9 protein-coding genes are annotated in these 18355 nt (G+C 36.8%); 6 read left to right on the top strand and 3 right to left on the bottom strand.

Translation table 11 applies throughout. From position 1 onward, the window contains the following. Positions 1 to 1475: 1475 nt before the first annotated feature. Positions 1476 to 4217, top strand: coding sequence for a phycobilisome rod-core linker polypeptide (locus F6K23_RS18030; RefSeq protein WP_293158389.1), 2742 nt, complete (start codon positions 1476 to 1478; stop codon positions 4215 to 4217). Positions 4218 to 6038: 1821 nt separating this feature from the next. Here the strand turns inward: F6K23_RS18030 and F6K23_RS18025 are convergent. After that, positions 6039 to 6413 (bottom strand): hypothetical protein, encoded by a 375-nt coding sequence (locus F6K23_RS18025; RefSeq protein WP_293158387.1) that lies wholly within the window; start codon positions 6411 to 6413, stop codon positions 6039 to 6041. A gap of 829 nt (positions 6414 to 7242) precedes the next feature. Between F6K23_RS18025 and F6K23_RS18020 the strand changes: the two genes are divergently transcribed. The 5 genes from F6K23_RS18020 (at position 7243) to F6K23_RS18000 (ending at position 13763) form a co-directional block, all read left to right on the top strand. Beyond that, positions 7243 to 7563 carry a 2Fe-2S iron-sulfur cluster-binding protein gene (locus tag F6K23_RS18020; protein ID WP_293158385.1) on the top strand — a complete coding sequence of 107 codons (321 nt, stop codon included), beginning with the start codon at positions 7243 to 7245 and terminating at the stop codon, positions 7561 to 7563. 439 nt (positions 7564 to 8002) lie between these two features. Beyond that, positions 8003 to 8197 (top strand): hypothetical protein, encoded by a 195-nt coding sequence (locus F6K23_RS18015; RefSeq protein WP_293158382.1) that lies wholly within the window; start codon positions 8003 to 8005, stop codon positions 8195 to 8197. Between the two features lie 393 nt (positions 8198 to 8590). Then, positions 8591 to 9658: a DUF3326 domain-containing protein gene (locus F6K23_RS18010; protein ID WP_293158379.1), complete on the top strand. Its 1068-nt coding sequence runs from the start codon at positions 8591 to 8593 to the stop codon at positions 9656 to 9658. Between the two features lie 1236 nt (positions 9659 to 10894). Further along, complete coding sequence (locus F6K23_RS18005; protein WP_293158376.1) at positions 10895 to 11473, top strand: CPBP family intramembrane glutamic endopeptidase; 579 nt, start codon at positions 10895 to 10897, stop codon at positions 11471 to 11473. 613 nt (positions 11474 to 12086) lie between these two features. Continuing rightward, on the top strand, positions 12087 to 13763 hold the full coding sequence (locus tag F6K23_RS18000; RefSeq protein ID WP_293158373.1) for a M14 family metallopeptidase: 1677 nt from the start codon (positions 12087 to 12089) through the stop codon (positions 13761 to 13763). Positions 13764 to 15636: 1873 nt separating this feature from the next. Here F6K23_RS18000 and F6K23_RS17995 read toward each other — a convergent pair. Next, entirely contained in the window at positions 15637 to 15879 is a 243-nt protein-coding gene (locus F6K23_RS17995) for a hypothetical protein (protein WP_293158370.1), read from the bottom strand. Between the two features lie 1627 nt (positions 15880 to 17506). Continuing rightward, positions 17507 to 17869, bottom strand: coding sequence for a Lin0512 family protein (locus tag F6K23_RS17990; protein WP_293158367.1), 363 nt, complete (start codon positions 17867 to 17869; stop codon positions 17507 to 17509). Between the last annotated feature and the right edge of the window lie 486 nt (positions 17870 to 18355).

Here is an 18355-nt window from a genome sequence, read left to right as displayed (position 1 = left end):
AAAAATATAAAAATACATAAAAACCCTGAAAGTATTACCCCTATTACCTGCTACTTATTAGTTTTTTCACAACCATGCTGAAAACTGCTATATATGTGTAGCGCTATAGTTTTAATAACAAATTCATTTCTAAGTTGCATACTATACAGTGCAAAGTTCTTGGAATAACTATTGCTAGCTAAGGCTTTCAGGGACTCAAGGTAAAAAACTCTCCATTCAGAAAAGTAGGTGCTGTAAGCCTTTTCCAGTAAGACTTTCAGTCTAGAGAGCACACTGTTTTTCAGAAGAACTTTGTATTTTCCAGTTGCATAGAATAATATTTTTATCAGAATTGACTGTAGATCTAGATAGATAAGTTAATAAATTTCATAATTCTGTGGCACTTAACACCTAATACCATTTCTCAAAAACTTTTCTACACTTTCTTAAGTAGGGAAGTAAGGGAGTGGGAGAGTGGGGGAGATATAAAACTTAGAATAATTAGCATTAACTGGCTAATAACTAGGAAATAAGTTATTAAACCTGTGTTAATTACTTAATAACTGAAGTTCATGTCAAGTATAGCATTAATGCATGGGAATTGGTATAAGACCTAAAACCTAAAACCTTATTCTGTGCAGCCTTACATGAAACTGGCATAAAATAGAGCTTTTGTCTAAATCCGATTAAAAAAGAGCGATATAACTTTTGACTGTTAAATATTGACTTTTGACTTAAACCGAGAAGAGTAACAGTTACTTAACAAAAATTATTATTTTTTCTAAGATAAATGACCATAAATCTATAAAATAAAATTCTGTAAGGTTTTTAACAAACGCGGGTGAATTAGCCCAAAATATTTTACCTTGAAACAAAGTAAGGAAAAGCCAGAACATAAAAATAGCAAAAATACCTACTTTCTTTTACCTCAATATTTCTATCCGGTTAGTGTTACACAACTTAAGGTTAAATAACTAAGCCAAGATTAGAAATAAAGCAGGAACATTGGGCCAGGCAATACTTAATATAAATTCAGCCTAGTTTTTAAGGATATTCTGTTAGAATATCTGCAAAAATAAGGTATAAGTTTCTAATGCTGATATGAGAAACATCGGAACGAAAAGTTTTGATGTACAGCTATAGTAGTTTAACTGTAGAAATTCAGCAAATATGGTGTTAATAAAAAGGGAATGTGCTTTCAATAATAATCCAGATGAAACCAGAGAAAGTAGCCTAAATAAGCCATAAACTTTGAGGTGAGGCATCTCCTCAAGTATCAATTAAGTTGCTGATGAAAGTAAACAAACACAGAGAGTAAAAAATATTTTCTACTGTGTGGAAACCAGCTTTTACAGTAGGAAAAATTTTCATTGCAACTTCAGAAAAACCCATACTAACTAACTAAAGTAAAGTATCTGGGGAATGTCATAAAAATTCAAGCTAACAGTCTGAATAGAAGCTGTAAAAACTTCAAAATAGGGAGCAATAATAATCGAATGACTGTCAAAGCAAGTGGTGGAAGCTCAGTTGCACGTCCGCAACTATATCAAACTGTACCAGTATCAACTATTTCTCAAGCGGAACAACAAGACCGCTTTTTAGGAAAAGGTGAACTAAATGAACTGGCAATTTTTTTTAGTTCAGGAGCAAAGCGTTTAGAAATTGCTCAGATACTGACTAATAATTCAGAAAGAATTGTTTCTGTTGCTGCCAATACTATTTTTACTGGTGGTTCGCCTTTAGCTTTTTTAGAAAAGCCAGATGACAAAGAAATGGCCATGAGTGCTGTTCCGGCTGCAACAACAGCAGTTTCTGAAGGCATGAAGCTAGGTACTGTTACTTATGTTGAGAACAAGAGTGGAAACAACCCACTTCAAGGGCTACGCTCGTTGTTCACTAATTTAGGAGCTAGTAGTGCCGGCCCTGTACCTGCTGGTTTTAGGCCAATTAACGTGGCTAGGTATGGTCCATCTAATATGACCAAATCCTTGCGGGATTTATCCTGGTTCTTACGTTATATTACTTACGCTATTGTGGCGGGAGACCCTAATATTATCTCAGTCAACGTTCGTGGTTTAAGAGAAATAATTGAGAATGCCTGTTCCTCTGCAGCTACAATTGTAGCTATCCAACAGATGCGACAAGCTTCGATTAGATATTTTCAAGACCAGGAAGCAAAGGAAATTGTTGCCCAATACTTTGATGTCCTTTTGACTGAGTTCCGTGGCTCAACACCCTCTAATAAGCAACGCCGGGGCCAAAGTTCAGACCAACAAGGTCTAGAACTACCACAAATTTACTTTAATGCTGCTGAAAAGCGACAAAAATTTGTGATGAAGCCTGGTTTGTCTAACTTTGAGAAACAGGATGTCATTAAAGCTGCTTATCGCCAGGTATTTGAGAGGGATATTTTCCGAGCTTATAGTCTGAATATTTCCTACCTGGAATCTCAAGTCAAGAATTGCGAAATCTCCATGAAAGAGTTTATCCGTCGTTTGGGTAAATCTCCTTTGTACCGGAAACAGTTTTATGAAGGTTTTGTCAATAGTCGTGTTGTAGAATTGGCAGCTCGTCACTTTCTGGGTAGGGGTTTGAGTTCGCCCCAAGAGTTCAGCAAATACTTTGACATTGTTACTAAAGGTGGTTTGTCTGCTTTAGTAGATGCTATGGTGGACTCTCAAGAATACTCCGATTATTTTGGCGAAGAGACAGTACCATATCTCCGTGGTTTAGGTCAAGAGGCTCAGGAATGTCGTAACTGGGGACCACAAATCGATCTGTTTAACTACAGTGCCCCTTTCCGAAAAGTACCTCAATTTGTTACCTTATTTGCTGACTACAATCAGCCCTTGCCAGACCAACACGTTTATGGTATGGGTAATGACTCATTAGAAATCCAGTTTGGGGCAATCTTCCCGAAAGAAACCCGTAGTCCGAAAAATCGTCCTGCACCTTTTGGCAAAGATACTCGTCGGATTCTAATTCGTCGGGGTGCTGGTATTGATAATCAGATTAGTAACCCTGCTGCGAGACCAAAAGATCCTGGTTCTCTAGGTCCGAAGGTCTTCAAACTCGATCAACTGCCTGGAGGTTACGTTAGTAGTGGTTTTAGTAACTCTGGTGGCAGCAATGGTGCTAGCATTAAGTTTTCTGAAAGTTCTACTCAAAAAATTATTACAGCTGCTTATCGTCAGGTATTCGGTCGTGATGTTTACGATGGTCAGCGTCTAAAGAGTGCTGAGAACAAACTAGAAAATGGTGATATCACTATTCGCGAGTTCATTCGTGCTTTAGCAAAGTCTGATACTTTCCGTAATATGTACTGGAGTTCTTTGTATGTGTGCAAAGCTATTGAGTACATTCATCGGCGGTTGTTAGGTCGTCCGACTTATGGACGTAAGGAAATTAATTCTTACTTCGATATTTGTGCCAAGAAAGGTTTCTATGCTCTAGTAGATGCAATTATTGATAGCCAAGAGTATAACGAAGCTTTTGGAGAAGATACTATTCCTTATGAACGTTATCTAACTCCTGCTGGTTTGTCATTAAGAAATACAAGAGTTGGCAGTATTGGTGACAAAAATCTACAAGTTGAGAAAGAAGTTACGCCAAGATTTGTGGAGTTGGGCACTCCTGAGGAAGTTCGTAGCGAACCTGATATTGAGTTCCGAGTTCTTCAAGGTGTTAACAAGCAACGGGAGCAGTCTAAGGTATTTAAGTTGACAAGTACCCAAGATAAGCAACAGGTGAAATTGATTATTGCTGCAGCTTATCGTCAGATTTTTGAACGCGATATCGATCCTTACATTGTTAAGAGTGAGTTCTCTTCCTTAGAAAGTAAGTTAGGGAATGATGAAATCAACCTCAAGGAATTTATTGAAGGCTTAGGTTGTTCTAAACTTTATGTTAAGGAGTTTTATACACCCTATCCTAATACTAAGGTAATTGAACTTGGTACTAAACATTTCTTAGGACGTGCTCCTCGCAATCAAGTTGAGATTCGTAAGTATAATCAGATTCTGGCAACTTTGGGTATTAAGGGTTTTATCAACGCTATGGTGAATAGTGCTGAGTATATTGAGATGTTTGGCGAGGATACTGTTCCTTATCGTCGCTTCCCGACTCTTCCTGCTGCTAATTTCCCGAATACTGAAAGACTGTATAACCAGTTAACTAAGCAAAATGATGATTTGGTTATACCGAGTTTTGAACCTGTAGCTATAGCTGACCGCAGTTAAATCAATTATTTTTCTGAGGTTTTAAATTGCGTTTATCCCTTGCTATAGATTTTTATAGCAGGGGATTTTTGATAGCAGAAGGAAGAGGGAAGAGGGAAGAAGGAAGAGGAAAGGGGGAAGGAAAAAAGGGAAATAATACGATTTATCAAAAACTTTTCTACATTTTGTTGAGCAGGAGACCCACCCCTCGCCCCTCCCCCTCCCAGGAGGGGAAGTAGGGGAGTGGGGGAGTGGGGGAGAAGTAAACATAAGAATAATTACAGCAGTTTCGGAGTTAGTGGGTACAAAATTTTAGGACTTTAGGCAACAGCTCCGGAAGGCAACAGGCAACAGAGAATTAATGAACTGTACCTCACGCTTCCTAAAAAGTGCTGTAACATTAACGCGAGCTAAAATTAGCATGCAAAGTGATTTAGCTTGTGCTGATTAGTTGACAACTGAAGTATTGCCAAAGTATAGCACTAATGCGTGGGAATTGGTATAATATTAGACAGGCAGTTCAACAATGAATAATGAATAATGAATAATGAATAATGAATAATGAATAATGAATAATTACCTCTTCTTGAAAAGAAGAGGATTGACACATTCATGAAAATTTTTTTTTCTCTTGGTCGATTGGATATGGCGAGGAGACCTCCCCATCCCATCCTAACGGACTGCTGCGCAAACGACCGCTTATTATCCCCTTAAAAGGGGAGGCGTATACCCACAATTTTTCGGTAATAATGTATAGCAATGAGCACTCAGGTATTGACAACTTAGTAGCTCAAAGTGCTGTAAGGGAAAAGGTTTACAAAAAATAATGTGTAAATGTGCCAGAGCACATTGCTATACTAAGTCAGATAAGTCAGATTTGGTAATACGTTAAATTATTCTCTGCTGCCTACTACTAGCAAGTGCTAAAGTAGGGTATTTATCTCAACGTTGGTTGAAGACTCGCGCTCTCCCGAAGGGGAGCGTCGCATGGGAAAACCAATCAATTTTGCGGTTTTTTCAATAGTGTGTTAAACTTAAAATATGGCTGCTGGGCTAGCAGTGTCAGTCTGTGGAGCGCGCTTTTAGACCGAAAAGAGGCTCGATCGACCTTGGAGGCTGGTGCATTGAAGCAGAAAAGCCTAATAGCGCGATGGTTAGGAATCCCGCGCTGTCACGCAAGTGCAGCGTCGGGAGGATGTCAAATCAAATCCGATTATATAATATCAGGACTTAGGCCAAATATTAAATTATATTCTATCTGTAGGAGCGAATGGCCATTCTCCCCTACAAGTTACGGTGGTTCTGCGTAATATCATGTCCGGTAGCATCGGTCTTGTATAGTAAATAGGCAACAGCTCCGGAAGGCAACAGGCAACAGACAAGAAAAAAACTTAAATTTCCTGCAAATATCCACGCCAACTTTTACACAAACGATTGCCTTCGGACATGATATAAGTCCTGTTGCTTGCTAAGGCTGAAAAACATGGACTATCCAAGACTTATATCTACAAAATGTCTATGTTTTGACACCATTAATCTGTGTTATTATTACATCTGTCTGCTAAGAGCAGAGGATTTTAGCAACAATTATGGAGTGTTTGGCACTCGATTTTCATGTCTAACGAAAACCCCAGAGGGAATCCTAAACTCAATGTGTTTGAGCAGAACATTAACCTTGGCCTGCCAGTAGACTTATGGAAGGGTGAGTCGGAAAATAGCTTAACCTCACCTATGAAGAGCGTGTCTAGAATTGTCTAGATTTTTAGAAGGTCATAATATATGTTGATAATTCTATAATTACTTCAATCTCCCCTACTCCCCCACTCCACAGATTTGATCTTACTAGGTATTAAAAAAACCTGCAATAATACCTACAACAAGTGCGATCGCCATAAAAATTAGAGCAATAATTAATAACCAATATTGTAGTCTATATAGTTTGCGGAGTTCACCTAAAGCACCCATCAGGTTAACAATATCATTACCTTCTGTATCAACAATAAGTTTAAAAGAAGAAGCAGCATTTAGAGTCCAAATACCAATGAGTGTCTGAACAACTCCCTGAATAATAGCACCTGGATTTACACTAAACAACCCAATGATTCCAGCAAGAACTCCAATAGTAATTAAAAAGTAGCTAACAAAGCGCATTTTGTTGGATAAGTCCAAAATCAACTCATTTTGAGACTGCTCGAATTCGTACTGTTGACCTTCCATTTTTTCCCTGAGATTATGAAAATTTAATTGAAGTCAATTATATCAATTGGAGACAATAATTTAAAAAAACTGTGATGCTTGTCACACAGATAACAGACAATAAATATGTCAAAAAAAAGGGGGGGAATTTAAATTTGAACAATTACTATGATGTCTAGTCTCATATAATTGAAACTTTATTTGTAGTAAATGGGCACGAAAATTGTTATTGTTTATATGGTTAACAGTGGTTTAATATTACTTGAAAATTAATTTCAAGAAGGAGATTATAGGTAGATAAGTTGACGGTTTTATAAGCTACATAATAGTTTTTATGAAATTATTTTATGTAGCTTATTTTGTACTGAACGTTTTTTTATAGTATAGCAGAAGGAAGAATGAAGAATGAAGAAGAAAAAATTTTGCTTTGTCTGAGTTTTAACCTTTTAATATGTTCGCGCCCTTTCCTTCCACTGCTGTATATTTCTAGCATGGCTATTTAAGTTTGTCTTGAAGTAAAGCTAAAAAACAAAAAATTATAATAAATAAAATAAAATTTTTAACGTTATTTTCTAGATAAAATTACTTTGATATTTTCTGTAATTAGTAATACCTACTGTTAATAAACATGTCATTTGAATAAAAAATAATTAAAAGAGAAAAATTATTTTGATCTCAGATAAATGATTTTTGAATATTGAAAAATTTTGTAAGTATCAGAATTGTAAAATTTTGTTTCATTTCGTAGAATTAGCGTTGCCCTCAATCTCTAAAAGGGTTAGCATACATAAGATTTCATAAAATCAAGGAGTCTAAATTCCTCTCTGGAATTAAATCTACAAACTAAAATATGTCAAAGACTTATACTATTGAAATTCAGCACCAAGGACAAACTCATACTATTGAGGTGCCAGAGGATAAAAAAATATTAGAGGTTGCTGAGGAGGCTAAACTGGATTTGCCTAATTCTTGTAATGCAGGGGTTTGTACAACCTGTGCGGCAAAAATTATTGGAGAGGGTACTGTAGATCAAGCCGATGGTATGGGAGTTGGTCCAGAACTCCAAGCAGAGGGTTATGTTTTATTATGTGTTGCCTATCCTCGGTCTAATTTAAAGATAGAAACTGGAAAGGAAGATGAGGTTTACGATCGCCAATTTGGTGCTTCATAAATAGCTTCAAAATGAATGAAAAGGAAGACTTCAACAATTAATAATTAATAATTAATAATTACCTCTCCTTGAAAAGAAGAGGATTGACAAAGAGATGAAAATTTTTTCTCTCTTGGTCGATTGGATATGGCGAAGAGACCCGTTCTTGCAGACCCGCTCCGAATTGCGCCATCCCTCGACCGCTTGTTTCTCCTTTAAAGGAGAGGTTGAAAACCTTAATTATTCGGTAAATAAAGTTTATTTTGTATAGTTGCTATCGTCAAAAAAAAATTAAGTAGATAGGAGCAAATAAATCTAACTATGTAACAAAATAGAAATCATACAAAAACATTGAGATTGCTTCCTTCCACTCCGTTTCAGTCGCAATGACATAGTAAAATTTAATTGTGCCAAGCTACTTATTTAAGTTTTCACTCAAACTAAATAACTTAAGATTGTTATGACTACTCATTTTATTAATGCTGAAATTGACTTGCAAGAATCACCAAATAAACTCAATCAAGAAATTGAAAAAGAGTTAGAAAAACGTGGTGAACCTCTACGTTGGGCAGTGACTAAAGTAGATACGGAAAAACAAACAGCTCATGTAGAAGCTGTTGTAATTGAATCAGAAAGTTTAAGCACTAATTCTTAATTAGTTATTCATGCTTTTTGATTGATAATTGGTAAGCATTTCCTGACGGAATGCTGCGCAAACAGCTATCAGCAGTCAGCTATTCCTACGGAATGCTACGCAAACAGCAATTAGTAATGAATGATTACTTCTTAGGTTTTGTCCAGGGACCCATGGCAGTAACTTTTTATTCTTTTTAAATCTCAAAGGTTACTTTTACACAGACCCAAAATTAATAGCTGATAGCTAATAGCTGACGGCTGAATGCTTACGATAATTGTTGAGTGTAGGTTTGGTTTATCTACGATAATACCTAACCTAAAGTTATTTTTGATAGAGTTTAAAAATTAGCTTTCCTGCTGAAATTATTGAATCAAAAACTTGTTAAAACTTTTGAACTTATCTTTTTGACTTTTGACCTTCGACTCAAAACCTTATACAGTAGTCTTAATTATTCCAACTGGTATCGGTGCATCTATTGGTGGTTATGCTGGTGATGCTTTACCAGTGGCACGAGCGATCGCACAAACTTGCGACCTCCTCATTACTCACCCTAATGTTCTGAATGGGGCACAACTTTATTGGCCATTATCTAATGCTCTCTATGTAGAAGGCTATGCTCTTGACAAATTTGCTCAGGGATGGTATGGATTACAACCTGTACATCAAAACCGAGTGGGTTTAATTCTTGACCAAGGCATTGAGCCAGAATTGCAACTGCGCCATTTACAAGCTGCGGATGCGACTAGAGCAACTTTAGGGCTAAATCTGACAGATTATATAATTACAGATGCTCCACTAGAAGTACAATTACAACAATCTGATTCTGGGGCATCCTGGGGCACAATAGCTAATTCTGATAGTTTACTAAGAGCAGCAGAAACTCTAATTCACAAAGCTAAGGCAGAAGCGATCGCTGTTGTTGCCAGATTTCCCGATGATGAAGGTAGTACAGAATTACAATTATATCGCCACGGACAAGGAGTTGACCCTTTAGCTGGTGCAGAAGCAGTTATTAGTCATTTGATTGTCAAAACTTTTCAGGTTCCCTGCGCTCATGCTCCTGCTTTATTACCTCTACCCTTAGACCCTAACTTATCGCCTCGGTCTGCTGCGGAAGAAATTGGTTACACATTTTTGCCTTCTGTATTAGTGGGGTTGAGTCGAGCGCCTCAATTAGTAAATACAAAAGATAGTCCCCTACTCCCTAATACTATTTTGGCAAAACAAGTAGATGCTGTGGTTGTACCTGCTACTGCTTGTGGTGGTAGTGCAGTAATGAGTTTCAGTCAAACTCCAGCGCAAATTATTGCTGTCAGAGAAAATCAAACTCAAATGCAAGTTTCACCAGAAAGTTTGGGGATAAAAGCATTAGAGGTGAATTCATATTTGGAGGCGTTGGGGGTATTGGTTGCTCATCAAGCTGGCATTAATCCAGAAGCTTTGAGGCCAGAAATATTACCAATTGCCAAAATTCAGTAGTATAGCAGTCGAAGCAAAGGTTAGGAAATTTAACGAAGTCAGAAGTCAGAAGTCAGAAGCGGTGCGACCCCGCGACGACGCCAGCTCGCTTGCGCAATGCGCACTCCTGTGAGTCAGAAGTGATTTTTGTACCGGGGATGCGTGAGCAACTCTCCAAAAATATTTCCCCTTAAAAGGCGGGGTTTTAGACCCATATTATTTTGATAAACCCACATTCTGCACCACAAAATGTAGTATAGAAGAAGGAGTCAGGAGTCAGAATTTAGGAGAAAATCATAGCTATCGTGATTGAGTAAATAATCAAGCAAATATTTAGGGTTTGCGCTTCACTAGTGCAGGATGGCGGAAATAACTGACCAGTTACAAAATCCCAAAACAATTACAAATCAAAAATGATTGACTGTCAGATGTGCGTCTTACATTCTGGAGGGGCTGTGTGCGGAATTACTTCCGCACAGTAGGCGCCCCGTAGGACACCTCGCCAATTAGCACTCGATGCATGAATTTTGACTTTTAACTTCCGCGTAGCGGCACTAGTCTTTTAGTAGGGGTAGTAGACAGGAGACAGGAGAAATGGGAGTTTATAGGAGGTAGGAGCAAGAATTGTCAATTTGGGATTTTTCTGCTATGCGCCTAAAATACTAACTTTTTGAGCATGAAGAGCAGAAAAATTTGCACTTTTTTCGAGCAAAAAAATGCTAAAGTCTTTATCTGTCAATGCTTTTAGATTTAATCAGCAAGCCCTATTTATGCTTAATTGTTTACTCGGAATTTGATGAACGAAAAAAGTAATTGAGATTATTTGCATAGTATAAATACTTACCAAGCCACGTTTTTTATACTACTTTTAACGTTACAAATTGAAGTGCGGAATTTGGGATAAAAAGCTTACAGCAGTTTTCTAGTGGATGAGGCACATCTTGAGAGTAGCGGTGCGACCCCGCGGGGTGCGATAGACGCAAGCGGTCGGACGGGGGAGAGGTCTCCTCGCCATGGGAATGCCGACCAAGAGAAGGAATGCTGACCAAGAGAGGGAACGCGCACTCCTGTGAGGGAGTAGGAAAGAGGGGATAGAGATTAATATTGAACTGTACCTCACCATCTTAAAAAGTGCTGTCAAACTCAGACAACGCAAGCTTTTTCCTTCTTCCTTCTTTCTTCTTCCTTCTTTCTTGTGCTATACCATCCTGTACAATAGTTAAATATAAAATCCAAACTTAATTTGATGGCGGACAAGTGACAGAGCAAATTCCTGAAAATCCAGAAATCGAACCTCTAACTCGTACTCAAGTATTAGTGGCAATGGGAGTAACAGCATTGGTATTACTAGCAATCTCTAAAACCTGTTTGCTACTTGGTGTTGATTTATTACCTGTGAGTTGGAATCCAAGAGCATTATTGTGGGGAGTAGCGATCGCTTTAGGTATTACTATTGCTAGTTCTTTAATTTATCGCATTTGGCCTACCTATCGTCGTAGTGCAGATCAATATCTTAAATTAGTTGTGACTCCTTTGTTATGGCCAGATTTAATCTGGTTGGGGTTACTGCCAGGATTGAGTGAAGAATTATTATTTCGAGGTGTAATTTTGTCTGCCTTGGGATTGGATACAGTGGCATTAATTGCTTCAAGTATTTTCTTTGGTGTTTTACATTTGAGTGGTAAGCAACAATGGCCTTATATGGTTTGGGCAACAATAGTTGGAATGGTGTTGGGATATAGTGCTTTAGCAACAGGTAATTTATTAATACCAATTATTGCCCACATTTTGACAAATTTGATTTCTAGTAGTATGTGGAAGTGGGAACATAATTAGGGTTTGCTTATGGAAAGTCTTTTTGCTCTTTGTAGGAGACAGGAGACAGGAGACAGGAGACAGGAGAAATGGGTCGGGAGCGAGGAGGTAGGAGTAAGAATTGTCAGAGTGATTTTTCGGCTTTTGCTTCGGTGAAAATCCTCACTTTTTTAACCTAAGCTACCAAAAAGCTCATACTTTTTCAAGACATAAAAAGCCTAAAACCAATATCAGTCAATGGTTTGATATTTAATCAGCAAGCCCTAATTACAAATAGACATCTTCACAAAAGAGGGAGTAGGGATTCAAGAATTAAGAATTAAGAATTAAGAATTAAGAATTAAGAGTTTAGAATTACCTCTTCTTATAAATAAGAGGATTGAATAAAAAGATTTTTTTTCTTTTTTATCCATGAATGGAGAGGCTTTATACCTGAAATTTTCGGTAAGGGAAAATAATTGATAATTTATGTGCGATAATTGATTTTATTTTTTATTATTGGACATTTCTAAAGTCACAAAGAGATGAATAATTATGGTTAAAACTAATAATGTTAGTCTCCAGTTTGGCTTGATAATTCCAACAAATACTAATTCTAATTTAGTTATATACATACGAGACTTAATAATTTAAAATGACAGAATCAGGTTTTGACTTTAGCCACTACTATACATATCAAGAAGTGGTAAGTTTTTTGCATCAGATGAGTGAAAGTAATCCCCATTTGATTGAGTTAAAAGTTATTGGTAAAAGCTACGGCGGATTAGATATTTTCTTAGCTACTGTTACTAATCAAAATACGGGAAAAGCAAAAGAAAAACCTGGATATTGGATTGATGCTAATATTCATGCTGGAGAAGTTACAGGTTCTGCTGTTGCTCTATATATTATTTATCATCTACTAAATAATTACTCTAGGGAACCTCAAATTACTCGTTTATTAGACAACTACACGGTTTATGTATTGCCTCGTATTGCTGTTGATGGAGCAGAACAATATTTAACAACTCCTCAAAGATTGCGATCAAGTATTCGTCATTATCCTTATCCCGAAGAACGTGATGGACTCCACTGGGAAGATGTAAATGGGGATGGGTTAATTTTGCAGATGCGACTCAAGGATGATTGTGGAGCGTGGAAAATTTCGCCAGAAGATCCTAGAATAATGGTGCGTCGCGAACCTGATGAATTTGGAGGCACTTACTACACTATTCTGCAAGAGGGAATTATCAAAAACTATAATGGTTATGATATTAAAATTGCTCCTGCACTGGAAGGAATGGATTTTAATCGCAACTATCCTTATGAATGGCAACCGGAGGGAAAACAAAAAGGTGCTGGAGATTTTCCTTTTTCTGAACCGGAAACTCGTGCTGTAGCAGAATTTTGGCGGGAGCATTCTAATATTAATGGTTTCATTAGTTATCATACCTTTTCTGCGGTAATTTTACGTCCTTATAGTATTTATCCAGACGACCGCTTACCCGTGGAGGATTTGGAAATTTACAATTTGATTGGGGAAAAGGGTACTGAAATTACTGGTTATGAATGTGTTTCGGTTTATCATAACTTTTGCTATCCTGCTAATCGGAAGACTTATGGTGCAATGGATGATTATTGTTATGAGCGCTTTGGTTGGTTTGGTTTTGTTATAGAGCTTTGGGATGCACCTACGGCAGCAGGAGTTCAGAAGGAAGATTATGTTAAGTGGTTACAACGCCATCCTGTTTCAGATGATTTGAAATTGATGCAGTGGAATGATGAAAAGTTGGGTGGGAAGGGTTTTATTGACTGGCAACCGTTTGAACATCCACAACTGGGTACTGTAGAAATTGGTGGATGGAATCATAAAGAGGTTTGGCAAAATGCTCCTGTGGAATATTTACCAAAGTTGTGCGAGCAACATTGTCAGTTTGCTATTTATCATGCTTTGATGTCACCTCGTTTGGCAGTGAGTCAGACGGTAGTTGAGCATCAGGGTGGGGATATTTATTTGGTAGTGGTGCAGTTGGAAAATCAGGGATTTTTGCCTACTTATACCAGTGAAAAAGCTAGGGAAGGAAAAAGTGTTCGACCTATAGAGGTGATGTTGACTTTGCCTGAAAATGTAATTTTGCTTAGTGGGAAGCAGTTACAGGAAATAGGTCATTTAGAGGGGCGATCGAATAAAGCTTTTGCTAATTCTGCTCGAGGTAATGATTATCGTTGTCATGTCCAGTGGGTGATTAAAGGTTTTGCTGGTTGTGAAATTGAAATTACGGCGCGGGGAGAACGTTCAGGTGTGGTGAAAACTGTGATTACTTTAAAATAATGGCGTTGTTGAATTAGTGTATGGTATTAATCTTAATTTTTTAGGAGTCAGCCCACCCCTAAACCTTCCCAGGAGAGGGAGTCATATCAAATCCGGTTAAATACCCTCACAATCAATAGCTTAAAACCCTGATGATTAGGTTATTGGAACTATGTGCAATTAGGCGGATTTGATATCAGGAGTCAGGAGGGAAGAAATAAGAAGAAAGAGTAGTATAAGAGAAAGTTTTTTGTTAACTAATTAGGGCTTGCTGATTAAATCTAAAAGTATTTACAGATAAAGGTTTTAGCCTTTTTTGGGTCTTTCAAAAGTGCCTAGTTTTCAGCTATTCACGCTCAAAAAGGAGTGTATTTTAGGCGCATAGTTGGGTAGAAAAATCACTCTTACAATTCTTACTCCTACCTCCTCGCTCCCGACCCATTTCTCCTGTCTCCTGTCTCCCCCTCCACGGTCGGGGGAGGGGCGAGGGGTGGGTTGTCTCCTGTCTCCTACCCTCACCCATAAGACTTTTTGCTGCAAACCCTAATTAGGGCTTGCTGATTAAATCTAAAAGCATCTATAGATAAAGAATTTAGCCTTTTTGGGGTCGAAAAAAGTTCCTGGGAATCAGCTCTTTATGCTCAAAAAGTTAGTTAGTATTTTAGGCGCATAGTTGGGCAGAAAAATCATTCTTACAATTGTTATATCATGTTCGGATGATCACTTATAATAAAGCCAGAATCATTACAGTAGAAGTCTTCAAATTTTATAGCCCAAAAGATGGCGATCGCCAACTACCTCTATGTTCTGACGATCGCTTATAACTGAACAGCCCTAGTTTGAGGCCACCAATGGAAACAAGTTATATCATGTCCGGATCAGAGCGCTTCGCAAAAAACTTTCTCTTCATTTATAGCTTAAAATTCCCTCCTCATAACTCATTACTCATAACTCATTACTCCTCCATTTTTATTTATAACTATTCAACCGAACATGATATTACTCCTACCTCCTTTAAATTCCCATTTCTCCTGTCTCGGTCCGACTGACATCCCCTCCTGGGAGGGACGCGCGGGTGGGTTGTCTCCTATCCCTACTAAAAGACGTTTTCAGCAAACCCTAATTATCCAGGCATGATATCATGCGATCTCCGGTTGAATACTTATAAATAACGATCAAGGAGTCAGGAGTCAGGAGTTAAGAAAATTTTTCCTGAACGCTATTAAACGGAAATGATACCAAATCCGCCTTAGTAAAAGGGTGTTAAAAAAAATGGAAGTTTTATACCATACAATAGGATTGAGAGATCAGACAAGCCTTTTTTTATACCCGGATTTGGTTAGATATCACCAAAAACTTAAAACTTTCTTTTATCAACCAGTTATTTCAGTTGCCAAGGCTGATTTATTTTGTTTTTTTCTGCATAAGAACAGACAAGTGAGTTGATTTAATTTCATTTTAATGAGAGCTTTCACTCAAATTTCAAGGAATTATAATACTACGCGCTGGGAGTGGAGAGTAGGGTAGGATAACTACCAATCCGAACTTCTCCTACCTGACTCCTATCTCGTTATTTATAACTATTCAACAGGACATAATATTATTTAGTTTTTGACAAAAAAATCAGGTCTCAAGTCTCCCCTTTTAAAAGGATAAAAAGCGGTCGTTAGCGCAGCTTCCCGTAGGATGGGATTGCGCCATTCGGAGCGGCTCTGCAAGAGGAGTTTCTTTGCTATATCCAATCGACCAAGAGAAATAAAATTTTGTATTTCAAGCCTCTTTATTGGAGGAGGTACTAATAACTTATAACTGTTAAAGTAGTTCCTCCGAAGATAACTGAATTGACACTTTATTATGAAATTGCCATACAGTAGTTTTACTGTTTTTATCCCTATTAGGCAATGCCAAGTAAATTCATAACTGTTTTTTCTTCATGTAAGTGGTTTTCTAAGTTTCTGTAGGCAGTCTTGATTGGTACTTGACAAGAATGTTCGCGAAAACTGTTTAAAACAATTCGTTTTTTGAGTTTATCTACTAAATTTGGCATTTCTTGCTTGCAGTTTAAACAATACCAATAAATTTGGGAATTACGACTATGGCGTAGCATTTGATTAGAGCAACAAGGACAGTTATTCATGGCTAAATTATGATGATTTTAAAAATTCACAAACTAAAAAAACTTAGGATTGAATTGAAAATTTAGTTAATTACTCTAAAATACAAAAGTTATTTAATTAAGTCTTGTATTTAGAGAGAATGAAAAATTGATAAGAAAAACTACAGTCAGTTGACTAACTATAGTTAACTGAACTTTCTGAAATAAAGTTTATACTTTTCTGTTGAGATTGAGTCGGCTAAATTACTAAAATTGTTAATCGTAGTTCTAGTTTCAGAGAATATTGATATGAAAAAATCTAGTTATAACTAGATAATTATTAAGTTTTGATTGTTAGTAATTGTTGAATTGCAGAAGTAATTCTGCTGATTAGAAGAAAATCAGTAGTTGATTTTTAATACTTCTCTCATATTCATGATGTTTGTGCAATCAATTTGGAAAATCGATCAAATTATACAGTTATAGGTGGAACTTAATTGCTAATGATACATTAAACAAAAGTAAATTGTGTATCCAATTTAGCAATCTTCAAAAAAAATTAGTATTTCAGAGAAACAATAAATTTAAAATACATATTTTTTCAAGTAATTTCGTTACTAACTATACATTTTTTGCCATTTTTAAATAAAGTTAATATTATGGCATTAGAAGTACTATTTCCTATTGCTTAATTATTCCCATTTTCTTGAAATTGCCTAATTCGCCCTCTCCCACAAATACTTAATTTCTGTCAATACTTCCGTGTTAGGAGTTGATATAGTTTGCACCCCTGGATTTACTTTTGCACCAGGGATAATTTTTACTCCAGGGTATTTGCGTTCTGCAAATCAAAACTTCGATCTATAGTCATTCCAGTTAAGATTGAGACAAGGGTTTCTTGCCTTGAAAGAGTTTCAGCTGAAAAAGTGTTCCAGTCTTATTCAGAATGACTATATGAGGCGAAATCCATACTGTACAAATAATATTTCTATTACATTGGTTGAAAAAATATCAGAAACAAGATATATATTTTGTCTTGGCACAAAAAAAATCAACCATGATTAAACGAAGGAGAAAATATTGTCAAGTATCAGAATTAAAAGTAAATTTTGGTGAAGCTACACTATATATTAAATCAAAAAATTACCAAATTTTTCAATCAAAATGTATAATACTATGTCCGGATGATAATTTTTGTTACAAATACTTAAGGTATTTTTAGTAGTCAGTAGTCAGGGGAAATCAAATCTTTTTTTTTAGTTAATATAGATATTCAAATAATTTACTAGCATAGCTTTCAGTATTGATAACATTATTTTTTTAAATTTATTTAACATTTGAATAATTGATTTGTCAACTGTAAAAACTATTACATTTAAGAAAAAAATATCCTAAAAAAATAATAAAGATATGTTGAAATATAGCAATCTTCATCAGAACTTTAAAATACTCCATTCTTATTTAAAGATTTGATGAAGATCAGCAAAAATTGATATTTTTTCAAAAAAAAAAGTTCATAATAGTAAGTGTGAATTTCAACGAACTTAATTAACCTCAACTAAGTAACCTAGATATATCTGCTATGTATTTTGTAGTCAAGCATAGCAGATTTTTTCTTGTTTAAAAAACTATGAACTACATCATGCCCGTATAAACCCAAACCACCGATTTAAGTCTCTACTAATACAGTAACCGCTGCTACAGCAATTAACATTTCATCATTTTTATCTTCCAATTCAGCGATCGCCCTACCCTGCATTACCATACCCCCATCTTCAATAGTGATAGTTTTCTGGCCAAAAGGCAATACAACCAAAACTTCTTCTACCTTCACCTCTTCTGGGTAAGGTACAGCTACCTGTACTTCTACAATCATTTCATTGGGATGACTTAAACCTGCTACCTCCCAGACTCCGGGTAAAGCATTATGAGCGATCGCATTTCTGACAGCTCTAGCTGCAGCTACTGTTGGTTCCTGGCCATGTTGGTCTATCCCCATACCCATTTCAATAATTAAACGTTTTCTAGCCATAACTACCCAAAATTAACTACAATTTGTTCAAAATCAGGACTTACGCAGTACCGAATAATTAACTAATTAATAATTAAATAATTCGCGCCTTGAAGCCTCCCCTTGGATAGGGGAAAAAAGCGGTCGAGGGATGGCGAGGTCCCCTCGCCATATCCAATCGACCAAGACAGCGGTCGTTTGCGGAGCAGTCCGTTAGGATGGGATGGCGCAATTCGGAGCGGCTCTGTCAAGAGCTAGTCCCCTCGCCATATCCAATCGACCAAGACAGCGGTCGTTTGCGCAGCATGACCTAGGATGGGATGGCGAGGTCTCGGAGCCATATCCAATCGACCAAGAAAAGAAATAATATTTCCTTATATTCAATCAAGGACGGTTAAAACCCGAGGTAATTATCAATTATCCATTAATGGACGCTACATATAGTGTATTATTTGTCATTATTGCTGATATAAAAACTATGATTGGTGCAATTGCGTAAGTCCTGAA

Origin of the sequence: Okeania sp. SIO2C9 (assembly GCF_010672455.1) — a bacterium.
GTDB lineage: Bacteria > Cyanobacteriota > Cyanobacteriia > Cyanobacteriales > Microcoleaceae > Okeania.
Note: the sequence above shows the minus strand (reverse complement) of the source record. Positions and strands in the feature narration are given on the sequence as shown.